This is a genomic window from Sphingobium xenophagum (assembly GCF_002288285.1).
Lineage (GTDB): Bacteria > Pseudomonadota > Alphaproteobacteria > Sphingomonadales > Sphingomonadaceae > Sphingobium > Sphingobium xenophagum.
Map to the genome: position 1 here is coordinate 204,265 of NZ_CP022747.1, position 15,995 is coordinate 220,259.

The following is a 15,995-nucleotide window of genomic DNA, read 5'->3' on the forward strand; positions in this document are numbered from 1 at the left end:
ATGGCGATGACCAACCCCCGGGGGCGGGTCAATTATGAGCCCAACAGCTGGGGTGCGACGCTCGGCGGACCGCGCGAGGATACGGTCCGGGGGTTCCGAAGCTTCGCCGAGGAGGCGGATGGCGCCAAGCTGCGCATCCGCCCGGAAAGCTTTGCCGATCACTACAGCCAGGCCCGGCAATTCTATGTGAGCCAGGAGCCGATCGAGCAGAAGCATATCGCTGATGCCTTGGTTTTCGAGCTCAGCAAGGTCGAACGCCCGGACATTCGCGCCCGTGTCGTCTCGCACCTCATCAACATCGACGACGGCCTGGCCGGCACCGTCGCGGACGGCTTGGGCCTTCCCGAATTGCCCGCGCCCGCGCAGGCTGCGCAGCCGACCCGGAGCGATTTGCCGCCGTCGGACGCGCTCTCGATCGTGAAGAACGGACCGCCGAGCTTCAAGGGCCGCAAGCTTGGCATTCTCCTGAGCGACGGCGCCGATGCCGCGCTGTTTGGCGGCCTCGTCAAGGCGCTCGACAAGGTGGGCGCGGTCTATGACGTGATCGCCCCCAAGATCGGCGGCGTGACGCTTGATGATGGCACCAAGGTCGCGGCCAAGCAGAAGATCGACGGCGGACCTTCGGTGCTGTTCGACGCGGTGGCCATCGTCGTCTCGGCCGACGGCGCTGCGCTGCTTGCCGATGACGCGGCCACGCAGGACTTCGTGCGCGATGCCTTTGGCCATTGCAAATATATCGGCCTCACGCTCGATGCGCAGCCGATCTTTGCCAATGCCGGCATCCTCGAGAAGCTCGACGATGCCTGTATCGAGCTTGGCGCCGCCAAGGATGCGGTGGCCTTCGTCGACACGATCGCGGCGCTGCGCTTCTGGCCCCGCGAACTCAAGGTCGACATGGATGCCAAATGAGCCCGGCGATCTGCCGCCCCTGCCCTCGCCCGAGCGGCTGCGCGAACTGATGTTCGATGCGGCGCAGCTAGGACGGACCGACGTGCTGCCGGCCCTGCTGCATGCGGGCTGCGCGGTCGAGGCAAAGGATGAGCGGGGCTATACCCCGCTCATCCTGGCGGCCTATCATGGGCATGACGAGGCCGTGGCGCTGCTGCTCGATCACGGCGCCGATCCCGAGGCGGGTGATGCCGCGCGCGGCAATACCGCGCTGATGGGCGCGGCGTTCAAGGGCTTCACATCGGTCGCCCGGCTGCTTCTCGAGCGCGGGGCAGACGCCGAGACGACCAACAAGGCCGGCCAGACTGCCCTCATGCTCGCCGCGCTGTTCGACCGGCGAGAGATTGCCGATCTCCTGGTCGCGCAGGGCGCGGACCCCGAGCGGTGCGACGCCGCGGGCAACTCGGCGCTGTCGGTTGCGCGAGACCAGAACAACGCCGCCATGGGCGAGCATTTGCGCGGCGCTTGTCCTGCATCTCGGCCTGGGAGTTGGCGGGCAGAAAGCGCCATTCTCACATCGTAGGAGGGCGTGGGAGCGTGCAGGGGCGACCATGTCCGATGGTATTGGGCGCTGCATCGCCGTCATTGGCCGCCCTTATCGCGGTCTGCCCAACGCGGTCTGCTCAAGGAAGCGCTGGCTGATCTGGGGATGCGATGCGCGGTCGGCGACACGGGGCAGTAGGACGCGGAGAAAAGGGCGGCTGCTCTTGTCGGGCGGTGCCCAACGCCGCCGCAGGCGATAGGCGCGTTCGATGGCTGCGACGGCGTGGCCGGCCAGCGGACACTGGGCTTCGAGCGAAAGGGGCGCAGCGCCCACGAACGCGATGGTGACACCGGCGTCGCCGCGGCGCTCGAAACGAAGAGTACCTTGGGCGCAGACCGCAAGTCCTGCTTCAAAGTCGCGCGACCAGAGCCCGGGTGTTGTGTGCGAATCCATCCACACTTGTACCGCAAAATGACGAAAGGCTGGTTATGGCGACGGCGTTCAAAACCCTAGACATTGGTCGCATGGCGCTTGACCCCGCCAAGGCGTCGCGCGAGAGCGCGGGCGTCACGTGCTCGTCCGCCGGATCCGGTGCGCGACATGCCGGGCCGCGCCTTCGGCGCTGCTGATCGCTTTGCCGGCGGCGGCCGCCGCCTGGCGCGCGCCGGCCTGGCGCAAGAGGGTGCGCGCTTCGCGCAGGCGCTCGACAGCGTTGGCGATGGCCTGGCCCTGCTCGGGCGAGGCAGGCGTGATGGGACGCATGGTTGACCTCCTTGGTGGATAAGCTTGTGGTCAGAGCCGGCATAACCGGTGGGTATGCTGTGGGCGCGCGGTGCACATGTCGCGGGATGGCGCAGCGCAGCGCGGCTGCCTAGAGACGGCTGGTGGCCTGCCCCGCGGTGAAGTCGGCGAGCCATTGCTCCATGGTCGGTCTTTCGCTCACCGGCACGAGCGCGGCCGCGTCCTGGAAGCGCAGCAGCTCGGTGGGAGCGGTCCGCAGGATCTCGCCGATCTCGGCCTCGGGCAGCAGCTGCTCGGCACGGATAAAGTCGGTGATCCGCCCCGGACGGGTTCGGGTAGAGCGCCGCCAGAGCCCCTCGACCGTATGGAGACGGGGGGCAGCGCGCGCCTCGATGAGCACGATGAGGCGCAGGCACCAGGCCGGCAGGGCGCGGACCTCATCGGGCTTGATGGCGCCGCAGAAGAAGCAGGACGACTTGGGCGGGACCGGGAGGCCGGCTTGCGCAATCCGGGCCTCGCAGCGTGCGCGCGTCCAGCCCCAGTCGCGCAGCGGATAGCGGCACTCGAACAGCGGGTCGTCGATCCCGGCGGCATGGCGATAACGGCGTGCGTCGGCGGGCGAGGCGTCGTAGCCGATCAGGCGCACGACCTTCCGGCCTGCCGCCCAGGCGGCCTTGGCCGGCGGCCATTGCTTGAGGAAGGCCTCCTGGGGCGCGACCTTCCATTTGAGCGAGCAGCTGTGACGGCCCAGGCTAATGCTCGGCAGCGTCGCGTTCGCCAGCAGGTTGGTGAGGATCGTCGCATAGGGCGGATAGTGCTTGAAGCGCTTGGGCCGGTAAGCGACGACTTCATAGGGAATGCCCCGGGCCGCCATCCAGGCGGCCATCATCGTCTGATATTCATACGTTTCGGGCTTTTCGGCCCCAGGGTCGGCGGTGAGGACGAGATCGGGCGTTTCGCCGCGCGCATGCAGCTCGATAAGGAGCGCGGTGGAATCGACCCCGATGCCGTAGGCAAGGATGATGGGGGCCTGCGGATCGAGGGCGATCCTGTCGGGCACGCGGCAAGGTGCCGCGTCATTAGGCGCGCGGTGCATGAGGTGTCCTTTTGGGGGCCTGCCCGCAGGCGGGCGCTACTGACAAAAATGTGGACAGCCGCCCCGCGCGCGCGCAGCATCGTGCCGCGGGGGGAAACGAAAGATGCCGCTCAGGGCGCATATGATCGTCTACGCAGCGCCGCCCCATGACGCGGTGCGCACCGTGCAGTGCCAATGCGGATGGAAAGCGACGGCCGAACCCGACAGTCCCGCTGACTATCGCGCCACCATGGCGCATTGGCTCGCCCGGTGGCTGGGCCATGTCGACCCGCCGCCGGCCTGAGAGTCAGGCGAACAATCGGCCATCCGATGGGGTGGCGGGTGCCAGATTGAGATCCCGGCGGATCTTCCGGGCGAAGCGATCGGGCGCCATGAGGTCGCGGATCGAGGCATAATGGTTGCGCTCGCCGATATGGTCGCTTCGGCCGTGGACGCGCCGGTAGAGGATCTCGCGGTCCGGTCCCATGAGGCCAAGGCTAAGCTGGACCCAGATGTCCTCGCCGTGGAGCGTGATTTCGCCGGAGACGGCAACGCCGCCCTTGTTGGACCGGACATCGAAGCTGCCCTCGGCCAAACCCAGGGCCTCGGCGAGCCGCCGCACCGCGATCCGTCCCTCGCTATGGAAGAGGCGCTTGGCGGGCTCGTCATAGGCAACGCCGCGATAGGCGAGCGTCTTGAGCACAGGATGCCGCCGGATCTCAGCGATCGCGTCCAGGCATTCGCGGCGCAGGAGAGTGCTGGGCGGCCGGGCTTCGCACACTTGCGACAGGTGACGGATAAGGAGGATGACCGCAGGGTCGATCTCGGCGTCCTTGCCAGCGTTGCGGCAGTCGGTGATCGCGGCGCCGATCGCGTGCAATGTGGTGGTGACACTCGAGAGCGCGCTCGGGTCGAGGGCCTGCTGGTGGCGAAACGCAACATCGTAGCTCATGGGGAAAGTCTCCGAGGGGCCAAGCGATCCACGTCGCTCGTCCTCTCGGCCCCCTCCCCTTTTTCCGGCGCCTGGCGCTGGGCGGTCCTTGCAGACTGCGGACCTTTCCGGTGCGGCCACGGGAAAGAACCGCCGGATAGTCAGACGCCTCGGCAAGGTATAAAATTCCTCCGAAATGGAGAGGACTCAGGCGATGGGCATCGACATGATGGAATGCCTGCGTGGCGGCGTGTCGGACCTGCGCATCCCTGGACATCCTGAGCTTGGTGAGCGCGCGAACGAGATGGCGGGACCGGATGCGACCGGTATCTTCAGCGTCATAGGACCGTTTCAGGTCGATCTTTTCGCGCGGGCCGTCTGCGCCACCGCCGTTTCCCGTGGCAGTGTCGCGCCGCCCGAGGCGGCCGCAATCGAACTGCGCTACGTGCTAGCCCAGCCGGTCCGGTTCGACCGGCTGGTCGGAGCCGTACGCGACCGCCGGGACGCGCGGAACAGCCTGCCCGTGAAGGTGCAACGCCTGACGGTGGCTGGACTTCCCGCTCTCTATCAGGTCATCGAGGGGCGTCACCAGGCCTTCGTCGCGCGCGACGCGGGCGACAACACGATCGCGGCCCGGATCGACATGGACTATCGCTGCGATCCCTCCGCCTTCTGCCTGCATGGCGATACGCTGATGCGCGAGGCCGAGGGCGTACGGTGGCCGGTCTCGCCGCTTCGGCCTTGGGACCTGCCGATCGAAGCGGCGGGCGCGGCGGTGACGCCCGACCTCAACTATACGCTCCAGGCCCTGGGCGTGCGTAGCCTCCCGGTCAGCAGCGCGCTCAGCTACGACCTCAATCTCGCCAGGGCCGTTCATCGCGAACTCGCCAGTGCGGCCGACAAGGCCTGATCCAGGTCGATGCCGACCAGTTGACCATGCCAGATGTTCACGGTACGTTCCCACGCGAAGGGAGTTTCCGCCATGAGCATGTCCAATTTTCTCGACCGGTTCGATCTCGATATCACGCTACGGGATGCCGCGCTCGATCCCGACAATCGGCCGACGCGCCGGATGATCGCCAATGCGGCCATCGGCATGGATGCGCTCGATGCTTATTATGCCGTGCGCGAGATCCGCGAGGCGGTCCAGTGGATCCACGAGGGGCTGGCGCAAGGCAAACGGAAGCTCGCAAGCCTCCTGTCCAATCCGCAGGCCGACGACTTTCAGCGGACGATCTATTTCTGCTTGGCTGGTCGTGGCGTGGTCGAGATGCTCGACGACCTCGCCTGGTTGGAGGATCTGCTCGAGCGGCGCGGCCGGATCGCGGGCCAGATCCACCGTGAAAAGCGAACGATCCTCCCGCTGACCAACCCCTATGTCGCGGCGGAGCCCGATGGTCCCCTGGTGGAGAGTCGTGCCGATTTCGTCCAAGGTGCGTCCTGGTGGGCGGAGGCGGTCGTCAAATCCTGAGCTGCAGGGCTGTGCCGCGTCCGGCGCCGTGCTTGGTGATCGCCATCAAGCCTCAGGGTGCATCAGGTCTGCGGCCCATTGCTCGACCCATCCGGTCACAAGCGCATCATGATCGAGGTCTTAGGTCCGGTTAGATGTGTCCGATTAGGCGCACCGGATTGATCCTGAAGGGTTTTCAGCCGTGGTGGCTAACAGGACGTCTCGTTAGCGGCGTGCAGGCTATTCCTCGGTCTTGCTCAACCCTGCGGCCGGCATGACCGTCACCTTGCGCTGTGCTCTGAGTTGGCGGACGAGGTCGGCATTTCGCTCCTCCAACCGTTTGACGCGCGTCTCTGCGATCAACGCACGCCGCAGCAGTGAAGCATTCTCCGTGGCTAACGCCCGGACTCGCACTTCCCCATCCCCCTTTCCTCCACCTTCATCGGGTGCACCGTTCGGACATCGCATCGGAGACCGCTCAGCCTGGAGGTCGCGTAGATCGTCAAGCGCGGACCGGTGATTGGTGTACAGAGCATTACGGCCGATGCCGGCACGCCGGGCCAGTGCTGAGGCGGTGAGCTCCGCGGCAGGATCGGCGCGCAGCGCGGCGAGTGCCTCTTGCAGGCGCGCAGCGATCCGCTCGCGGCGCCGTCCCTGCGGCGTATCAGCCAGGGTTGCCATCGTCGGCCTGCGGATCGAGCTCGCAGATCACGCGCCGGCTCTCCTCGACGCGCATCATCGCCAGATTTCGGCTTTCGGGATCGAGATCGGGCCTTTCCAGAAGAGCGAGATTTCGCCGCAGACGGGCATCCCACACCGGTTTGTGATGCTGACTCACCGCGAAGTTCGCACAGGTGACGCATGTGCCCTGCGTGCGAAGAACAGGATTGGGCTCCTTGTCCGACCCGATGCAGGCCGAGGTTTCCCGTCGGTAGAGGCAGTACCCCCAGTCGCAGACCCCGAGCCTGACGTCCGTCTCGGCGAGAAGGCGGGTTATATACGCATCGAGATCGCCATCCTGCGTGCGGCCGCGGAACGGAGAGCGCGCAGCGAGCTCCCGACCCGCTTTGCCGGCAAGGCGAGGTGCGACCAACAGTTCTTCGAGCGCGGCGCGGGTTTCGCGGGCTGCCTGTGCATCGACCAGTTCCGAGAGTTCGAAGTCGGTGCCGACATAGGCGCGGTCGGTCATGGCACGGGTGACATGGCCGAGATGCTTGGCAAGTGCCGCGAGGCCGGTCCGGTCACGGCGGCCGACGAACCGCGCGAACGTCTTGCGCCCCTGATGCGTGGTCAGCTTCCAGCCCTCGCCTTCGATCGCGGGAAGACGCAGCGTCGCGCCGATGCCGTCGTTCAGGCGTATGTTCATCGCCGGTGCGGTGAGCGGCTCGATCGGCAACGCCGAGGATCGGATTGCGCTGCCCGGACGTGTTTGGATTTGCCAGAGGTACGGTCGGTCGGTGATCGCTCGCCACGGCGCGGAGAGGCGTTCGAGGATTTCGATCGCGCGCACCGCGGGCTGCGGCGCTACCCAGCGGTGCGGTATCCCGCTCCCCGGCGCATCCTTCCGGATCGTACCGTTCAGATAGCCGAACATTTCCTGCTGCTCACCCTGCACCATTTCGATGCAGCCGGCCTCGAGCGATAGTATCTCGGAAGCGCGCGGACCGACGAGGTAGGCGATGATGACGAAGCACGCCTCGTACAACCGGGCAACCATGCCATTGAAGGCGAGCATCGGCTGGATCGTCAGCGGCATGGCTTGCCCTGGGACGAGTTCGACCGGCGCCGCCGCGCGCAGGTATCTGCGGATGCGCCTCGAACGCGCGGGCTTGGCATTCCCCTTGGCACGTGCCGCATCGTGCAGCGCCTGTAGATCGTCCCTCATGCGAAGGATGATGTCGGCCGGTTCACCGATGAGGTGGAGTGCCCCCGCAACGAGCGGTATGGCGACCTCGTCAGGTGTGTACGGCCACCGCTCGACCGGTCGCCACCGGCCCAGCTCGTTGAGTGCCGGTGGCGCCGCCCCTGGCGTGTCAGGGAGCTTCTCGCGCTGCTGATAAAAGGCGCGTAGCAGCGTGCGATAGTTTCCGGCGGTCGATAGCGCCATCGTGGGATTGATGCGTGGCCGCTCGGCGAGATCGTCGAACAGGCGCCGGATGGCCTCGTCATCCAGCTCCGACCATCGGGTAATGCCTTGGCCCGCCATCCACTCCAGCACAACGCGCAGCAGGGTTCCCTGCGTCGCGAGCGAGCGCAACGATAGCGCCGGGCGACCAGGAGGCGGATCGCTATGCAATGACCACAGCAAGTGCTTGCTTGCATCGCGCAGCATCCGCCAGTGCAGTTCGCTGAACCGGCTTCCGTCGGGCAAGGTGAAGGACCAGTCGACCCGGAAGGTCGTGTCACGCTGGCCGACGACTCCCATCGCCATTTGCCAATGATCGTCGCCGAACAGCGAGTGCGGGGAGACGCGAACCGAAGCGTCCGGCAAAGCGAGAAGCGGGACGCTCATTCGAGGTCCGGGAGATCGGGCAACAAAGCAGCTTGGTGCTCCGCCTGCTCTCTCAGTCCGGCCGGGAACGCAGGAAGGAGATCATGCTCGAGCACATGCAGGCTCGGCCCATAGAACAACGCCCAGCGTACCGGATCGATCTGGTCCCGGGCAGCGAGGAGATGCCCGCGGGCCTGTAGCACGCGCGCGAACCGCTCGACGTCGAGCGGTACGATCAGCCCCGGACAGGCAAGACAGCCGCGTAGTCTCGGACAGAGACGCGGATTCCCGTCTCCCCCCTTTTCGACGGGCGCCAGGCAGCGATGGCCGAACAATGCCGTCACCGACCCATGCCGGGCGGGCTCTTTCCTGTCAGGCCCGCTGACCCATGCGACCATGAGCGTCTGCAGCCGCGCGATTGTTTCCTGCTCCAGTTTCCGCGCGGCAGATCCCTCGACATAGCGATCGGTCGTGACGAGGCTCGCGTGATTGAGGACCGCGCCCGCCGCGCGCAGATCGCCTCCGGACGCCACATAATGTTCGGTGGCGACGCTGCCGCGCAGCTGCGACGCCGTAAACTTCGGCACCAGCGGTTTCGGGCGCGCCGGATGGGCGGCATTCCAGCGTTCGATCCGGTGGTTGGTGCGACGGATGAATCGGTTGATGAACCCTGGGATGCTGTCGGGTGCAATGAGTCCGGCGGGATAATCATGCCGCCGCCAATAGGCCGCGGACGGGTAGCGGATCAGGAACAGGCTCTCGCGTTCATCGGGCGGCGCATGCGCGATCAGCGGTTCGGTCATTTCCAGCAGCATCTCGATCAGGCGGGGCGCTGACCGCGGTCTACGCGGATCGAAGGAGCGGCGTTGCATCTTCGGGTTTCGACCAGTCCGCCGTTTCAGCCATTCCACCATGACTCGATTGTCATCGAGCGGATGGGGCACCAGGCAGTCGCGCCGGATCGCGCGAAGCGGCTGGGGATTGGCCGCGAGCTGGATCGCCAGGGCAACATAGAACGGCGCCATGGTGTGCGATGTCAGGTGGTAATGCTGGGCGATCGCCTCCTGGCGTCCATAGTGCTCAAGCGAGTTCGGGTTGATGCCAGCGGCGCGTATTGCCTCGCCGCTCGGAGCGATGCCGCCGCCGATCCGGTGGAGTTTCCACACCCAGCGCGCGAGCGCCTGCCCTGGGCCATTCCCCTCGGGCGGCAGCGGCGCCGCGATGATCTCCTGGCCGCGTCGGAATCGCGCCCACGCCATGTCGATCTCGTCATAGGCGGCCGCCAGGATCGTTTTCATCTCGGTCGCGGTGAGGCGGACCTTGGCCTCGGGTGACCATCCCACGCTGGGGAACGGGCTGTACGGGATGGCGAGCGCACTTCCGAACAGATCGGGATAGGCCTGCTCGACGCGCTCCAGCAGCGGCTTCAAGGCCGCAATACGCTGGGCCATGGTGGCGCGGCTGAGCTGGCGGCCGCTCGCCGGGGTCGCCAGCGCATCGATATAGCGCCGGATCGTGCCGGCGTTGACATCGCGGGCGCAGGCTACCCCTTCGGTGCGGAGAAAGCGACCGAAGCGCCGAAGCACGCGCCACCGTCCCCGCCTCGTCGTGGCGGAAGAGCCCGCATCGTGAACGCGAAACGCCTCGACAAAAACGCGGGAGACATCATTCGGCATATCGAGCGCGCGGGGATCGAACGTCTGAACGATTTGGCCCCATTCGTCGCGGAAGATGATTTGCCGGTCGTCTTGCTGCTCCACGGCGGGCGGGCGCTCGATCACGATCCGGCGATCGATACGATTCTCAGTCGGCATCGGCGATGACCTCACCGTAGAGCCAGTCCAGGCTTTCGCTGATGTCCGGCTCATAGAGTTCGACGCACCGAAGATAGATGGCGGTTGTCGTGATCGAGGCATGGCCCAGCAGAACCTGCACGATCTTCAACGGATTCAGCGCTGGATTGGTACGCGCCTGGATCTGAAGGCGGGTGAGCATCACCATCGCGAAGGTGTGGCGGAGCCAATGCAGCGTGCCCGGCAACCCGGCTGCTGCGAACCCCTCTGAGAGCAGTGCCGTCATGCGCTTGCGCGTGAGCGGATGGCCCAGGCTATTCAGGAAGAGGTTGGGAGATGCTCTATAGCGACCGTCAGATTTGCGCGCGCGCCCCACGATGCGCACCCGCTCCTCGCCGACATACCAATGGGTGCGATCGAGCAGGCGCACCGGCGGATAGACCGTCCGGGGTCGGTCGCCCTTGGTGATGCTGAGCGGCACGCCCACCAATGGCGTCTCTTCCGGGTGAAGTGACCAGCTGTCGGGAATCTGCTCGACGGCAAGGGCGCAAAGTTCCTTGCGTCGAAGGCCGGCACACAACGCCCATTCGGCCGCAAGCCGTGCGGTCGGCGCGAGCTGCGCGAAGAGTCTTGCCAACTCGTCCGCGCGCATCGGCCGTGGAAGCTGCTCAGGAACCGAGATCGTCAGATCGCCGGTCGGATAGCGCCCGAAGCGCGGAACGGGAGTAGGTCTGACACCGTGCCGCGCTTGGAGCGGACGCGGGAACACGCGATGCGTGATGAAGCCATGGTCAAGGGCCCAGGCGTAGAAACGATAGACGGTCGCGATCCGGGCATTGATCGTCGAACGAGCGAACGGGCGACCGGTATGCTGGCTCGGCCCTTCGAGCATTCGCGCCCGATACGCGGCGAGCACAGGCTCATCGGCCGCATCCCAGTCGATGCCCGACTGCTCGAGCGCGTCGAACCATTCGTAGAGATGCTCACCGTAGGTTCGAACGGTTTCCGAAGCCTGCGGGCGACCATGAGCTTGGGCGTGCTCGAGCAGATAGGCGAACGTGGGCTCGATGATCGCCATCCCGGCGTCGAACAGGATTGGGAAGCCGACCGGAATGCCCGCCTCGCCTGCACCTGCCCGAATGATCGTCACCACGATGTCGGATCCCCTCGCCTTGGGGTTCCTGAGGACAATACAGGCATCGGGTAATGGACCGGGCATGCTTTCGGCGAAGCGATGCGCTTTCGGGACGCATCGCTTCGCCGGACCGTTTGAAGTGACTCAGCCAGATGCAATCGCCACCGGGCGAAGCACCGTCCGGTGGCGATCGTCTTGCGCGACTATCGCTTTGGCTGCTTTTGGATGCCCACTTTCAATGCCGGTCGAGCGTCAACACTGTCTCGCCGAGCTTTCGGAGGCGACGCGGAAGATCTGCCGCGATCTGGCGTTGCTGGTGCGGTTGCGCCTTCTTCCAGACACGGCACTCCTCCTTTGTCCGGCCGCACGCGCGGCACCATCCTGTGCGGCCGTCGAAGGCGCAGATGTCGACACAGGGGGACTTCATGCGGGCTGCATATCGATGGTGAGGTGACGCAGTTCATGCACGGGACCGAGACGACGCTCGACGGTCGCGCGATCGACGTTGGGTCCGGCGATCACGGAGACGATGCCGGCATGGGCGTCTGGGCCGATGCGCCAGACATGAAGATCGGCAATGCGGGCGTCGCCCGGGGTCTCGATCAATTCGCGGATCTCGTCGGCGACATGATCGTCGGTACGATCCAGCAGCATCCATGCCGTGTCGCGCATCAGCGAGACCGACCAACGGGCGATGACGATCGCACCGACAATTCCCATCACCGGGTCCAGCCATACCCAACCGAGATACCGGCCGGCCAGCAAGGCGGTGATGGCGAGTACCGATGTCAGGGCATCGGCGAGCACGTGAACATAGGCAGCGCGCAGATTATTGTCCTGGTCGCGGCCGCCGTCATGGTCGTGGTGATGGTCGCCGTGGCCATGGCCATGGCCATGACCGTGATCATGCGAGTGGCTGCCTGCGAGCAGAGCGGCGCTCGCCAGATTGACGCCCAGTCCGGCGATCGCGATGATCGTCGCTTCGCCGAAAGCCACGGTGACGGGCTGGAGCATCCGTAACATCGACTCCACGCCGATGCCGATCGCGATCACCGCCAGGACCAAGGCAGAGGCAAAGCCGGCAAGCTCACCGACCTTGCCGGTGCCGAAGCTGAAACGACGATCGGACGCATGCCGTCTCGCATAAGCGTAGGCCAGAGCTGCAACGCCCAGCGCGCCGGCATGGGTCGCCATATGGAAACCGTCCGCCAGCAGCGCCATCGAGCCGGTCCAGTAGCCGGCGAATACCTCGGCGACCATCATCACCGCGGTCAGCAGCACGACCCATAAGGTGCGGCGCGCATTCGCATCGTGCGAGGCACCCAGGAAAAAATGGTCGTGCGAGAACCGCTCGATTTCAGGAAGGCTTGCCACGGAACGTCCTATTTGGAGTAACGGCGGATGACCTCCTTGAGCTCTTCGGCTGCCTGCGTGCGCGCCTCTTCCCTCAGACCCGGCGCGGCTACATGCTCGTCGAGGTGCTCGACGATGATTTCGTCCATCAGACCATTGATCGCCCCGCGCACCGCGGCAACGAGCTGCAGAATCTCGCTGCAGCTCGCGTCGCTTTCGAGCGCGCGTTCAACCGCGCCGATCTGCCCGCCGATGCGCCGAACGCGCGCAATCAGTTGCGACGATGATTTGTTGAGATGAGCCATACTATACTCCCCTATGGTATAGCGGTGAGCAGGACAAGGGTCCCGTACTGGCCCTTTCCGAACGGCGTTGACGCGAACGGCGCATGAGAGGGGCTGCGTCGACTCCCAAATATCCAATGCGATTTCCACCTCGGCGCAGTCTGTGGTTGACAGTCAGGGGCTCAAGCGCATTATCGCCGCATGGGGATCGCGATCACCCCATGAGGCGACAGGCTGAAGTATCGCGTCCTGCTTAAAACCCAAGGACGCATCATGCCTGCGCTAAACACGATTCCCGTAGATAAGCTCGTTCGCCTGATCGGTACGCCCAAGGCGCCGACAATCATTGATGTGCGCACCGACGACGACTTCGCGGCGGAGCCACGCTTCATCCCGGGCGCAGTTCGTCGGCCATGGGCGGACGTCGCCGGCTGGGCTGCCGAATATCGGGGCAAATCGATCGTCGTAGCCTGCGCGCAGGGCCACAAGCTGAGCCAGGGCGCCGCTGCCTGGCTGCGCCAGGAAGGCGCCGACGCAGACGCCCTCGACGGAGGCGTCCGCGCGTGGATCGACGCTGGTCATCCCCTCATCCCCGAAGCGGTGCTGCCGGCCCGCAATCCGCAAGGCAGGACCGTCTGGGTCACGCGCGCCCGACCCAAGGTCGATCGTATCGCCTGCCCTTGGCTGATCCGGCGGTTCGTCGATCCCAACGCCATGTTCCTGTTCGTAGCACCCGGCGAGGTGGTCGGCGTCGCCGAACGATTCGGCGGCGCGCCCTTCGATATCGAGGGCGATGGCATCACCTGGAGCCATGATGGCGAGCGCTGTACGTTCGACGTCATGCTCGAGGGTTTCGGCCTCTCCGAGGTGCAGCCGCTTGCCCATCTGGCCCTGATCGTCCGCGGGGCCGACACCGGCCGACCGGAGATCGTGCCGGAGGCAGCAGGGCTCGTGGCGATGTCGCTCGGCCTGTCGCGCATGTATGCCGATGACCTGGAGCAGCTTGAGGCCGGGATGCTCCTTTACGATGCCTTCTATCGCTGGTGCCGCGATGCGACCGGCGAGACTCATGATTGGGTATCCCATCAGCCCAAGGGCGCACGCACGAAGCCGGTGACGGCATGAGCACCGTCCCGATGGAAGTGGGCGCCGCGTCAGCGCCGCGGCCTGCTCCGATCGCGCCAGTCTCGCTTGGCGAGGCTTTCTGGGTCTGGCTCAGGATCGCTGCTCTCTCGTTCGGTGGCCCGGCCGGGCAGATCGCGGTGATGCACCGCATCCTCGTCGACGAGAAGCGCTGGATCGGCGAGCATCGGTTCCTGCACGCCCTCAACTATTGCATGCTGCTGCCCGGCCCCGAAGCGCAGCAGCTCGCCACCTATATCGGCTGGCTAATGCATAAGACACGCGGCGGAATCGTCGCGGGCGCACTGTTCGTCCTGCCCGGCGCGATCTCGATCATGGCCTTGAGCTGGATTTATGCGCTCTACGGACGTGTCGGCATTGTCTCGGCCTTGTTCTTCGGGCTGAAGTGCGCGGTGCTCGCGGTCGTGCTGCAAGCGGTGGTGCGGATCGGCAGCCGGGCGCTCAAGAACACTATCATGCGTGGCTTGGCGGCGGCGGCGTTCATCTTCATTTTCTTCCTCGGCGTGCCCTTCCCGGTCATCGTGCTCGCCGCCGGGCTGATCGGCTATTTCGGCGGCCGCGCTGGCATTTCGGCATTCCAGGTCGGTGGCGGACACGGGGCCACCAAGGGCGCGATCGTCGAGGACGCCGACACCTTGCTCGGCGAGGAACTGCCCGATCATGCCAACCCGACGCTCGGGCAGTCGCTCCGCCAGGCGCTTGTCTGGCTTGTGCTGTGGCTTGCGCCCGTGGCAGCCTTGCTGCTGCTTCTCGGCGGCACCAACGTCTTCACACAGATCGCGACCTTCTTCTCGACCATGGCGGTGGTGACGTTCGGCGGCGCCTATGCAGTGCTGGCTTATGTCGCACAGCAGGCCGTCGAGAACTATCACTGGCTGCAGCCAAGAGAGATGCTCGACGGGCTCGGCATGGCCGAGACCACGCCGGGACCGCTCATCATGGTGCTGCAGTTCGTTGGATTCATGGGCGCCTATCGCCATCCCGGTATGCTGTCGCCGCTGCTCGCGGGGACTTTGGGCGGGCTGCTCGCCACTTGGGTGACGTTCATTCCCTGCTTCCTGTGGATATTCCTCGGTGCGCCGTTCATCGAGCGGATGCGCGGCAACAAGGCGCTGTCGGGCGCGCTGTCGGCAATCACAGCTGCGGTCGTCGGCGTAGTGCTTAACCTCGCCATCTGGTTTGCGATCCACACGATCTTTCGCGCTGTGCTGCCGTTCCACGCCGGGCCGATCCGTTTCGACATGCCGGTAATGGCCAGCATCGACCTGTGGGCGCTCGCCATCTCGGTCGCGGCGATCATCGCCATGTTTCGCCTGAAGATCGGCATCTTCACAACGCTCGGCGGCGCCTCGGCAGCCGGCGTAGCCCTCTATTTCGCCGGCATCCTCGCATGACCGGACAGTCCCACATTTCAACCAACCTTCGACCGGAGAAGACGATGAGCGACCCGATGATCGACCGCCGCAACCTTCTCGCTGCTGGCGCCATGATGACGGTGGGTGCTGCGGCGCTCGCATCGACCGACGCTGTCGCGCAAACACCTGCCGGGGCGGTTGCGCCGGCAGGGCGCGCCTTCGCGCCGCAACCGGTGGCGCTGCCGTTCGATCCAAAGACGATCACCGGCTTGTCCGAGCGGCTGCTCGTCAGTCATCACGACAACAATTATGTCGGCGCAGTGAAGCGGCTCGGTGCCATCACGACCCAGTTCGCCAGTCTCGATGCAGCCAAAGCGCCGGGCTTCACGATCAACGGACTGAAGCGCGAGGAGTTGATCGCCTGGAATTCGATGATCCTGCACGAACTCTATTTCGCCGGGCTCGGTGCGGCTTCGCAGCCTGGCCGACCGCTCGCGCAAGCAATCGAGCGGGATTTCGGGAGCCATGATCGCTGGGGGGCCGAGTTCGCCGGCATGGGCAAGGCGCTGGGCGGCGGTTCCGGCTGGGTGCTGCTGCAATGGAGCCACCGCGACAACCGCCTGACCAACCAATGGGCGGCCGATCACACGGCGACGCTCGCTGGTGCTACGCCAATCCTCGCCCTCGACATGTACGAACATGCCTATGCGATGGATTTCGGGGCAAAGGCTGGGGACTATGTCGATACCTTCATGCGCTCGATTGCGTGGGCCAATGCGGACCGACTGGCCGCAAGACTTGTGACAAGCTGA

General features: G+C 65.6%; 18 protein-coding genes. 8 read left to right on the plus strand and 10 right to left on the minus strand.

The window, feature by feature from the left end; all coding sequences use genetic code 11:
- Nucleotides 1-6 precede the first annotated feature (6 nt).
- Nucleotides 7-909 (plus strand): catalase-related domain-containing protein, encoded by a 903-nt coding sequence (locus CJD35_RS23185; protein ID WP_244917349.1) that lies wholly within the window; start codon nucleotides 7-9, stop codon nucleotides 907-909.
- A complete protein-coding gene (locus CJD35_RS19045) occupies nucleotides 899-1,471 on the plus strand; it encodes an ankyrin repeat domain-containing protein (RefSeq protein WP_048938258.1) in 573 nt (190 codons plus the stop codon). Before CJD35_RS23185 ends, CJD35_RS19045 begins: the two co-directional genes overlap by 11 nt.
- A 528-nt stretch (nucleotides 1,472-1,999) precedes the next feature.
- Here the strand turns inward: CJD35_RS19045 and CJD35_RS19055 are convergent.
- Nucleotides 2,000-2,194: a hypothetical protein gene (locus CJD35_RS19055; protein ID WP_036529763.1), complete on the minus strand. Its 195-nt coding sequence runs from the start codon at nucleotides 2,192-2,194 to the stop codon at nucleotides 2,000-2,002.
- A gap of 109 nt (nucleotides 2,195-2,303) precedes the next feature.
- On the minus strand, nucleotides 2,304-3,269 hold the full coding sequence (locus tag CJD35_RS19060) for a hypothetical protein (protein WP_095687441.1): 966 nt from the start codon (nucleotides 3,267-3,269) through the stop codon (nucleotides 2,304-2,306).
- 103 nt (nucleotides 3,270-3,372) lie between these two features.
- On the opposite strand from CJD35_RS19060, the gene CJD35_RS19065 reads away from it, so the two are divergent.
- A complete protein-coding gene (locus tag CJD35_RS19065) occupies nucleotides 3,373-3,552 on the plus strand; it encodes a hypothetical protein (RefSeq protein WP_095687442.1) in 180 nt (59 codons plus the stop codon).
- A 3-nt stretch (nucleotides 3,553-3,555) separates the two neighbouring features.
- Here the strand turns inward: CJD35_RS19065 and CJD35_RS19070 are convergent, their stop codons facing one another.
- Nucleotides 3,556-4,200 carry a hypothetical protein gene (locus tag CJD35_RS19070; protein WP_095687443.1) on the minus strand — a complete coding sequence of 215 codons (645 nt, stop codon included), beginning with the start codon at nucleotides 4,198-4,200 and terminating at the stop codon, nucleotides 3,556-3,558.
- A 175-nt stretch (nucleotides 4,201-4,375) separates the two neighbouring features.
- Here CJD35_RS19070 and CJD35_RS19075 point away from each other — a divergent pair, with 175 nt between their 5' ends.
- Complete coding sequence (locus tag CJD35_RS19075; protein WP_095687444.1) at nucleotides 4,376-5,089, plus strand: hypothetical protein; 714 nt, start codon at nucleotides 4,376-4,378, stop codon at nucleotides 5,087-5,089.
- Nucleotides 5,090-5,161: 72 nt separating this feature from the next.
- A complete protein-coding gene (locus tag CJD35_RS19080; RefSeq protein WP_095687445.1) occupies nucleotides 5,162-5,650 on the plus strand; it encodes a hypothetical protein in 489 nt (162 codons plus the stop codon).
- A gap of 219 nt (nucleotides 5,651-5,869) precedes the next feature.
- On the opposite strand, the gene CJD35_RS19085 is transcribed toward CJD35_RS19080, so the two are convergent.
- From CJD35_RS19085 to CJD35_RS19115, 7 genes are all read right to left on the minus strand, one after another.
- Nucleotides 5,870-6,310, minus strand: coding sequence for a hypothetical protein (locus CJD35_RS19085; protein ID WP_095687446.1), 441 nt, complete (start codon nucleotides 6,308-6,310; stop codon nucleotides 5,870-5,872).
- Nucleotides 6,294-8,141, minus strand: coding sequence for an integrase (locus CJD35_RS19090; RefSeq protein WP_244917320.1), 1,848 nt, complete (start codon nucleotides 8,139-8,141; stop codon nucleotides 6,294-6,296). The genes CJD35_RS19085 and CJD35_RS19090 overlap by 17 nt, the downstream gene beginning before the upstream one ends.
- Nucleotides 8,138-9,934 carry a site-specific integrase gene (locus CJD35_RS19095; RefSeq protein WP_095687447.1) on the minus strand — a complete coding sequence of 599 codons (1,797 nt, stop codon included), beginning with the start codon at nucleotides 9,932-9,934 and terminating at the stop codon, nucleotides 8,138-8,140. Before CJD35_RS19095 ends, CJD35_RS19090 begins: the two co-directional genes overlap by 4 nt.
- Nucleotides 9,924-11,066 (minus strand): tyrosine-type recombinase/integrase, encoded by a 1,143-nt coding sequence (locus CJD35_RS19100; RefSeq protein WP_095687448.1) that lies wholly within the window; start codon nucleotides 11,064-11,066, stop codon nucleotides 9,924-9,926. Before CJD35_RS19100 ends, CJD35_RS19095 begins: the two co-directional genes overlap by 11 nt.
- A 217-nt stretch (nucleotides 11,067-11,283) precedes the next feature.
- Nucleotides 11,284-11,475, minus strand: coding sequence for a DUF1289 domain-containing protein (locus CJD35_RS19105; RefSeq protein ID WP_095687449.1), 192 nt, complete (start codon nucleotides 11,473-11,475; stop codon nucleotides 11,284-11,286).
- On the minus strand, nucleotides 11,472-12,422 hold the full coding sequence (gene dmeF / locus CJD35_RS19110; RefSeq protein WP_095687450.1) for a CDF family Co(II)/Ni(II) efflux transporter DmeF: 951 nt from the start codon (nucleotides 12,420-12,422) through the stop codon (nucleotides 11,472-11,474). Before dmeF ends, CJD35_RS19105 begins: the two co-directional genes overlap by 4 nt.
- 8 nt (nucleotides 12,423-12,430) lie before the next feature.
- A complete protein-coding gene (locus CJD35_RS19115) occupies nucleotides 12,431-12,706 on the minus strand; it encodes a metal/formaldehyde-sensitive transcriptional repressor (RefSeq protein WP_095687451.1) in 276 nt (91 codons plus the stop codon).
- Between the two features lie 252 nt (nucleotides 12,707-12,958).
- On the opposite strand from CJD35_RS19115, the gene CJD35_RS19120 reads away from it, so the two are divergent.
- Genes CJD35_RS19120 through CJD35_RS19130 form a run of 3 tightly spaced genes read left to right on the plus strand, consistent with a single transcriptional unit; the run spans nucleotide 12,959 to nucleotide 15,995 of the window.
- The gene (locus tag CJD35_RS19120; protein ID WP_095687452.1) at nucleotides 12,959-13,810 is read left to right on the plus strand and encodes a chromate resistance protein ChrB domain-containing protein; all 852 of its coding nucleotides are present in this window, start codon (nucleotides 12,959-12,961) and stop codon (nucleotides 13,808-13,810) included.
- Entirely contained in the window at nucleotides 13,807-15,222 is a 1,416-nt protein-coding gene (gene chrA, locus CJD35_RS19125) for a chromate efflux transporter (RefSeq protein ID WP_420876376.1), read from the plus strand. Before CJD35_RS19120 ends, chrA begins: the two co-directional genes overlap by 4 nt.
- A gap of 44 nt (nucleotides 15,223-15,266) precedes the next feature.
- On the plus strand, nucleotides 15,267-15,995 hold the full coding sequence (locus CJD35_RS19130) for a superoxide dismutase (RefSeq protein WP_095687453.1): 729 nt from the start codon (nucleotides 15,267-15,269) through the stop codon (nucleotides 15,993-15,995).

Coding starts and splice junctions, on each gene's coding strand:
- CJD35_RS23185 (WP_244917349.1), top strand. CDS start 7: ATGACCAACCCCCGGGGGCGGGTCAATTATGAGCCCAACAGCTGGGGT.
- CJD35_RS19045 (WP_048938258.1), top strand. CDS start 899: ATGCCAAATGAGCCCGGCGATCTGCCGCCCCTGCCCTCGCCCGAGCGG.
- CJD35_RS19055 (WP_036529763.1), bottom strand. CDS start 2,194: ATGCGTCCCATCACGCCTGCCTCGCCCGAGCAGGGCCAGGCCATCGCC.
- CJD35_RS19060 (WP_095687441.1), bottom strand. CDS start 3,269: ATGCACCGCGCGCCTAATGACGCGGCACCTTGCCGCGTGCCCGACAGG.
- CJD35_RS19065 (WP_095687442.1), top strand. CDS start 3,373: ATGCCGCTCAGGGCGCATATGATCGTCTACGCAGCGCCGCCCCATGAC.
- CJD35_RS19070 (WP_095687443.1), bottom strand. CDS start 4,200: ATGAGCTACGATGTTGCGTTTCGCCACCAGCAGGCCCTCGACCCGAGC.
- CJD35_RS19075 (WP_095687444.1), top strand. CDS start 4,376: ATGGAGAGGACTCAGGCGATGGGCATCGACATGATGGAATGCCTGCGT.
- CJD35_RS19080 (WP_095687445.1), top strand. CDS start 5,162: ATGAGCATGTCCAATTTTCTCGACCGGTTCGATCTCGATATCACGCTA.
- CJD35_RS19085 (WP_095687446.1), bottom strand. CDS start 6,310: ATGGCAACCCTGGCTGATACGCCGCAGGGACGGCGCCGCGAGCGGATC.
- CJD35_RS19090 (WP_244917320.1), bottom strand. CDS start 8,141: ATGAGCGTCCCGCTTCTCGCTTTGCCGGACGCTTCGGTTCGCGTCTCC.
- CJD35_RS19095 (WP_095687447.1), bottom strand. CDS start 9,934: ATGCCGACTGAGAATCGTATCGATCGCCGGATCGTGATCGAGCGCCCG.
- CJD35_RS19105 (WP_095687449.1), bottom strand. CDS start 11,475: ATGAAGTCCCCCTGTGTCGACATCTGCGCCTTCGACGGCCGCACAGGA.
- CJD35_RS19115 (WP_095687451.1), bottom strand. CDS start 12,706: ATGGCTCATCTCAACAAATCATCGTCGCAACTGATTGCGCGCGTTCGG.
- CJD35_RS19120 (WP_095687452.1), top strand. CDS start 12,959: ATGCCTGCGCTAAACACGATTCCCGTAGATAAGCTCGTTCGCCTGATC.
- chrA (WP_420876376.1), top strand. CDS start 13,807: ATGAGCACCGTCCCGATGGAAGTGGGCGCCGCGTCAGCGCCGCGGCCT.
- CJD35_RS19130 (WP_095687453.1), top strand. CDS start 15,267: ATGAGCGACCCGATGATCGACCGCCGCAACCTTCTCGCTGCTGGCGCC.